Source organism: Mangrovicoccus sp. HB161399, from assembly GCF_013184745.1.
Classification (GTDB): domain Bacteria; phylum Pseudomonadota; class Alphaproteobacteria; order Rhodobacterales; family Rhodobacteraceae; genus Mangrovicoccus.
Window position 1 is genome coordinate 22,633 of the sequence record NZ_JAATVU010000072.1, and the last position, 6,000, is coordinate 28,632.

Annotated in this window: 7 protein-coding genes; 6 read left to right on the forward strand and 1 reads right to left on the reverse strand. The window is 67.7% G+C overall.

Annotated elements, in window-relative coordinates; all coding sequences use genetic code 11:
• The first annotated feature begins 62 nt into the window (after positions 1-62).
• The 5 genes from pqqA to pqqE are packed head-to-tail and all read left to right on the forward strand — an operon-like array spanning position 63 to position 3,194.
• Complete coding sequence (gene pqqA, locus HCC78_RS25980) at positions 63-161, forward strand: pyrroloquinoline quinone precursor peptide PqqA (protein WP_108257827.1); 99 nt, start codon at positions 63-65, stop codon at positions 159-161.
• An 18-nt stretch (positions 162-179) separates the two neighbouring features.
• The gene (gene pqqB, locus HCC78_RS25985; protein WP_172331690.1) at positions 180-1,076 is read left to right on the forward strand and encodes a pyrroloquinoline quinone biosynthesis protein PqqB; all 897 of its coding nucleotides are present in this window, start codon (positions 180-182) and stop codon (positions 1,074-1,076) included.
• Positions 1,073-1,819 (forward strand): pyrroloquinoline-quinone synthase PqqC, encoded by a 747-nt coding sequence (gene pqqC, locus HCC78_RS25990; RefSeq protein WP_172331691.1) that lies wholly within the window; start codon positions 1,073-1,075, stop codon positions 1,817-1,819. The genes pqqB and pqqC overlap by 4 nt, the downstream gene beginning before the upstream one ends.
• Positions 1,816-2,097: a pyrroloquinoline quinone biosynthesis peptide chaperone PqqD gene (pqqD, locus tag HCC78_RS25995; protein ID WP_172331692.1), complete on the forward strand. Its 282-nt coding sequence runs from the start codon at positions 1,816-1,818 to the stop codon at positions 2,095-2,097. The genes pqqC and pqqD overlap by 4 nt, the downstream gene beginning before the upstream one ends.
• Positions 2,094-3,194, forward strand: coding sequence for a pyrroloquinoline quinone biosynthesis protein PqqE (pqqE, locus tag HCC78_RS26000; protein ID WP_172331693.1), 1,101 nt, complete (start codon positions 2,094-2,096; stop codon positions 3,192-3,194). Before pqqD ends, pqqE begins: the two co-directional genes overlap by 4 nt.
• Positions 3,195-3,197: 3 nt before the next feature.
• Here pqqE and HCC78_RS26005 read toward each other — a convergent pair whose 3' ends face one another.
• Positions 3,198-3,947 carry a DeoR/GlpR family DNA-binding transcription regulator gene (locus HCC78_RS26005; protein WP_172331694.1) on the reverse strand — a complete coding sequence of 250 codons (750 nt, stop codon included), beginning with the start codon at positions 3,945-3,947 and terminating at the stop codon, positions 3,198-3,200.
• 180 nt (positions 3,948-4,127) lie between these two features.
• Here HCC78_RS26005 and glpD point away from each other — a divergent pair, with 180 nt between their 5' ends.
• Positions 4,128-5,705: a glycerol-3-phosphate dehydrogenase gene (gene glpD, locus HCC78_RS26010; protein WP_253949369.1), complete on the forward strand. Its 1,578-nt coding sequence runs from the start codon at positions 4,128-4,130 to the stop codon at positions 5,703-5,705.
• Positions 5,706-6,000: the final 295 nt, after the last annotated feature.

The following is a 6,000-nucleotide window of genomic DNA, read 5'->3' on the forward strand; positions in this document are numbered from 1 at the left end:
AGGCTGCGACTCCCGCCGCGTGAAGTAAGGTCGTGGATGCAAGCCTGAGGAGGAGAAACATCATGGCATGGACCAAGCCGACCCTGCGCGAAATCACCTGCGGGATGGAAATCAACATGTACAGCCCCGCCGAGGATGACGACCGCGACGTCTGGCTGTAAGCCGGACGGAAGACGCGGATGTCGATCCGCGCCATCATCCTGGGGGCGGCGGCCGGAGGCGGCCTCCCCCAATGGAACTGCGGCTGCACCAATTGCAACCTGGCGCGGGCGGGCACCATACCGCCCCTGACCCAGAGTTCGGTGGCCGTGAGCCTGGACGGGACAAGCTGGGCGCTGCTGAATGCCTCGCCCGACCTGCGCATGCAGTTCGCCCGCGCGCCGCAGCTGGCGCCGACGGATCTGCGGGTGTCTCCCCTGCGCTCGGTCCTGGTCACCAATGGCGATATCGACCATGTGGCCGGGCTCCTCACGTTGCGCGAGAAGCAGCCCTTCGATCTCTTCGCGACGGCGGAGATCCATGGGGCGCTGTCCGGCAATCCGATGATGGCCGCGGTCGATGCCGACCTGGTGCCGCGCCGCACCATTTCGCTGGAGACGGCGTTCGAGCTGCTCCCCGGCCTGACGGCGCGGCTCTTCCCGGTGCCGGGCAAGGTGCCGCTCTATCTGGAGGGCGAGACGGTCGAGACCGATCTCGAGGGCGAGCAGACCGTGGGCGTGGAACTGGCCGCGGGCGGGATCCGGATGCTCTACATTCCAGGCTGCGCGCGGATCACGCCGAAGCTGGCGGAGCGGATCGAGGGAGCGGACATGCTCTTCTTCGACGGCACGCTCTGGCAGGACGACGAGATGATACGCGAAGGCCTCGGACAGAAGACCGGCCAGCGCATGGGCCATATCTCGATGAGCGGGCCGGAGGGCTCGATCGCCGGTCTGGCCGGTCTGGCCGTCGGCCGCCGCGTCTTCGTCCACATGAACAACACCAACCCGGTGCTGCGTCCCGGCTCGGGCGAACGCGCCGAAGCGGAGTCCGCAGGGTGGATCATCGCCCGGGACGGCATGGAGCTGACAGCATGACCCAGAGCAAGGCAGATTTCGAGGCGCGGCTGCGCCGGATCGGGGCGGAGCGCTATCACGACCTGCACCCGTTTCATCACCGCCTGCATGGCGGCCAGTGCACGCCGGACGAGGTGCGCGCCTGGGTGATCAACCGCTACTACTACCAGAGCCGCATCCCGATGAAGGACGCCGCCTTCATGAGCCGGGTCGAGAACCCGGATCTGCGCCGGGCCTGGCGGAGCCGGATCGAGGACCATGACGGCAGCGACGGGAACGAGGGCGGCATCCGCAGGTGGCTGCGGCTGGCCTCGGCGGTGGGGCTGGACCCGGACTACGTGGCCAGTTGCGACGGCGTGCTGCCGACAACGAAATTCGCGGTGGATGCCTATGTCCGCTTTGTTCGCGACAAGACCCTGCTCGAGGCCGTGGCGGCCTCTCTGACCGAGCTGTTTGCCCCGGCCATCCATGCCGCGCGGATCGAGGGGCTGCTGCAGAACTACGCCTTCGCGGATGACTCGAGCCTGTCCTATTTCCGCCGCCGCCTGACCGAGGCGCCGAAGGACGTGGCCTTCGGGCTGCAATGGGTGCTCGACCATGCCGATACGGCCGAGAAGCAGGATCAGGCGACCGCGGCGCTGATCTTCAAGACCGACGTGCTGTGGTCTCAGCTCGATGCGCTTTGGGGGGCATATGTCGCGCCCGCGCGCATTCCGCCGGGGGCCTGGCAGCCGGGGACCGGCATGGCGCAGGCGGCGGCATGAGCCTGACGGCGCAATCCGTCCCGCTCCTGCCGCGCGGGGTCCGCCTGCACGAGGACAAGGTCCGCGGCCGCTGGGTTCTGCTGGCGCCAGAGCGGGCGCTGGCGCTGGACGGGACGGGGCTTGCCATCCTGTCGGAAATCGACGGCAAGCGCAGCCTCGGCGAAATTGCCGGGGACCTGGCCGCGCGCTACGAGGCTCCGGCGGAGGCGATCCTGTCGGATTGCATCGACTATCTGGGCGCCCTGCACGAGCGCCGCATCCTGGAGACCCGCCCGTGACCCGCCCGCCGATCGCCATGCTCGCCGAGCTGACCCATCGCTGCCCGCTGGCCTGCCCGTATTGCTCGAATCCGCTGGACCTGATCCGCAGGGACGCGGAGCTGGACACGGCGACCTGGGCACGGGTCTTCCGCGAGGCGGCGGAGCTGGGCGTGCTGCAGCTTCACCTGTCGGGCGGCGAGCCGCTGGCGCGCCGCGACCTGCCGGAGCTGGTGCAGGCGGCGCGCGAGGCGGGGCTCTACACGAACCTGATCACTTCCGGCATCGGCCTGACGGCGGCGCGGGCGCGCGAGCTGGACGAGGCCGGGCTGGACCATATCCAGCTGTCGCTGCAGGGCACGGATGCGGAAATGGCCGACCTGATCGGCGGCTACAAGGGCGGGTTCGAGCGCAAGATGGCGGCGGCGGAGATCATCCGCGATGCCGGTTTCCCGCTGACGCTGAACTTCGTCATGCACCGCCGCAACATGCACCAGCTGCCGCGCGCGCTGGAGATGGCGGTGGAGATGGGGGCGCGCCGGATCGAGGTCGCCACCGTTCAGGTCCATGGCTGGGCCGAAAGGAATCGCGGCGCGCTGATCCCTTCGAAGGCGCAGGCGGCGGAGGCCACGGCCATCATCGGTGCGGCGCGCGAGCGGCTGAAGGGGGTGCTGGTGATCGACTATGTCCCGGCGGATTACCATTCGAGCTATCCCAAGCCCTGCATGGGCGGCTGGGGCTCCACCGGGCTGAACGTCACGCCCGAGGGCAAGGTCCTTCCCTGCCATGCGGCCGAGTCGATCCCGCATCTGCAGTTCCAGTCCGTCGCGGAGCATGGGCTGGCGCAGATCTGGAATGACGGCCCGGCCTTCAATGCCTATCGCGGCACGGACTGGATGAAGGAGCCGTGCACCAGTTGCGAGCGCAAGACCCGCGATTTCGGCGGCTGCCGCTGCCAGGCGCTGGCCCTTGCGGGCGATGCGGCCGCGGCCGACCCGGTCTGCGTGAAGTCTCCTCACCACGCGGAACTCGCCCGGCAGGCCGGACTATGGGCGGAGGCGGACGATCCGCTGGTCTACCGCCCCGCGCCCGGCAAGACGGCGCTGGAAACCGCCTGATCCTCAGCCGGCCAGCGTGACGTCCAGCTCCATCCCCGACAGGGCAGGGGGAAGCGGCCGGTCGGTGAAGAGCCGGTCGACCTGAGCGAGGGATCCGATCCGGACCGGCGCGGTGCGCTCGAATTTCGAATGGTCGGCAACCAGGAACACCTTCCGCGCGCGGCGCAGGATTGTCTGGGTCACGCCCACTTCCTGCGCGTCGAAATCCAGCAGGTCGCCGTCGGAATCGATGGCCGAGCAGCCGATCACGGCCAGGTCGAACTTGTAGCTTTCCACCGAAGCCTGGGTCAGCGGCCCCACCAGCCCGCCGTCGCTGCGCCGGAAGCTGCCGCCTGCGACGACGATATTCGCCTCCGGATTCCCGATCAGGATATTCGCCACGTTCAGGTTGTTGGTCATCACCATCAGCCCGCGATGCGACAGCAGGTGCCGCGCCACCGCCTCGGTGGTCGTGCCGATATTCAGGAACAGCGACGCGTCCTGCGGCACCATCGCGGCGCAGGTCCGGCCGATCGCCTCCTTCGCGTCGCGGTTCAGCCGGCTTCTCTCGGCATAGACGATGTTCGCCGTGCCCGAGGGCAGCACCGCGCCGCCATGCACGCGTTCCAGCTGGCCGGACTCCGCGAGGTCGTTGAGATCGCGCCGGATCGTCTGCGGCGTCACGCCGAAGCGCGCGACCAGATCCTCCACCGTCACCTTTCCCTCAAGGCGCGCGATGTCGAGGATCTGCGGGTGGCGGAAAGTTTGCGACATGGGGTCTCCGGGTTTCGCCAGTGCGCGAGCCTAGGCCGGAGCCGGGCCGTCCCGCAAGTGTGACCGAAAAACGAGCACGAAACCGCCAATAACGAAAAGAAACGAAAATTCCGAATTGACAGGCTCGAAGCGCCGGCGCATCTCTGCGGAAACGGCAACCGGCCAATGGAGACAGTGCGAATGACCCCTGACTACGACCTCCTGATCATCGGCGGCGGCATCAACGGATGCGGCATTGCCCGCGACGCGGCAGGGCGGGGCATGAAAGTCGCGCTGGCGGAAATGAACGACCTGGCCTCGGCAACGTCCTCGGCCTCGACCAAGCTGTTCCACGGCGGGCTGCGCTATCTTGAGTTCTTCGAGTTCCGCCTCGTCCGCGAGGCCCTGATCGAGCGCGAGGTGCTCCTTCGCGCCATGCCGCATATCGCCTGGCCGATGCGCTTCGTGCTGCCCTACCACAGGGACATGCGCTTCGAGAGCCAGACGCCGACCTCGAAGCTGCTGTCGACCGTCATGCCCTGGATGAAGGGCCGCCGTCCGGCCTGGTTGATCCGCTTCGGCCTGTTCCTCTACGACCATCTCGGCGGGCGGAAGATCCTGCCGGGCACGCGCAATGTCGACCTGCAGACTGACAAGGCGGGCAAGCCGCTTAAGGACAAGTTCGCGAAGGCCTACGAGTATTCCGACTGCTGGGTGCAGGATTCGCGCCTCGTCGTGCTGAATGCCCGCGATGCCGAGGCCAAGGGCGCCGAGATCTGGACGCGCACCAAGCTGGTCGGTGCGGAGCGCAAGGACGATCACTGGGTCGCGACGCTGGAAGACAGCGAGACCGGCGCCACCCGCCAGGTCAGCGCGAAGATGCTGGTCAACGCGGCCGGACCTTGGGTCGGCGAGACGCTGAAGGACGTGCTGCATGTCGAGACGCCGGACCGGGTGCGCCTTGTCCGCGGCAGCCATATTGTCGTGCCGAAGCTGCACGGCCATGACCGCGCCTATTTCTTTCAGGGCGAGGACGGGCGGATCATCTTCGCCATCCCCTACGAATCCGACTTCACCCTGATCGGCACCACGGACAAGGAACATGGCGACCCGGACCAGCGTCCGGTCTGCACCGAGGAGGAAGCCGGGTATCTCTGTCGTTTCGCCTCGCAGTATTTCGAGGCGCCGGTGAAGCGCGAAGACGTCGTCTGGACCTATTCCGGCGTGCGGCCGCTCTATGACGACGGCGCCAGCTCCGCCACGGCGGCGACGCGGGACTACACGCTGAAGCTGGAGACCTCGGGCGCGCCGCTGCTGAATGTCTTCGGCGGCAAGATCACCACCTACCGGCGTCTGGCCGAGCATGCGCTGGAGAAGATCGCGGACGTGCTGAAGGTCGATGCCCCGGCCTGGACAGCGGGCGCGCCGCTTCCCGGAGGCGATTTCCCGGTCGACGGCGTCGGAGCGCTGGTGACGGAGCTGCGCCGCAGCTTCCCCTTCCTTTCCGAATCCTGGGCGCTGCGCCTGGTGCGGGCCTATGGGACCGAAGCGCGCGAGATGCTGGAAGGGGCGCGGGACCCGGCGGATTTGGGGCGCGGCTTCGGCAGCACCCTGACCGAGCGCGAGGTCTCCTGGCTGATGGACCGCGAATATGCCTGCCATGCCGAGGACGTGCTGTGGCGGCGCGGCAAGATGGGGCTGCGCCTCGACGCGGCCGAGGCGGCTGCGCTCGAGGCGTGGATGGCCGGACGGGACCGGATGCAGGCAGCCGCCGAGTAGCCCTGGCCGCGCCGCGCGGCACCTGCCCCTGTTTCGCTGGCCCTGCCGTTGATGCGGCGGGGTCTTTTTCCACATTTGGTGTCTTCTTCATTTTTCTGTACATATTTTGTGTTTGTTCTGATCTTTCCGTTGGGTCGCGGGATTTTTTTGGGGTTTTGTGCGAGAATCGAGTTGCGGGGGTCGGGGGGTTTCTCTAGAAGGCCCTTCACCGACGGGGCGGCGACGCACCGGGGCGCTTGAGGGTCTGCGGATGCAGTCCGGAGGGCGGACAGATCAGGAAGGTGTTGCGATCAGG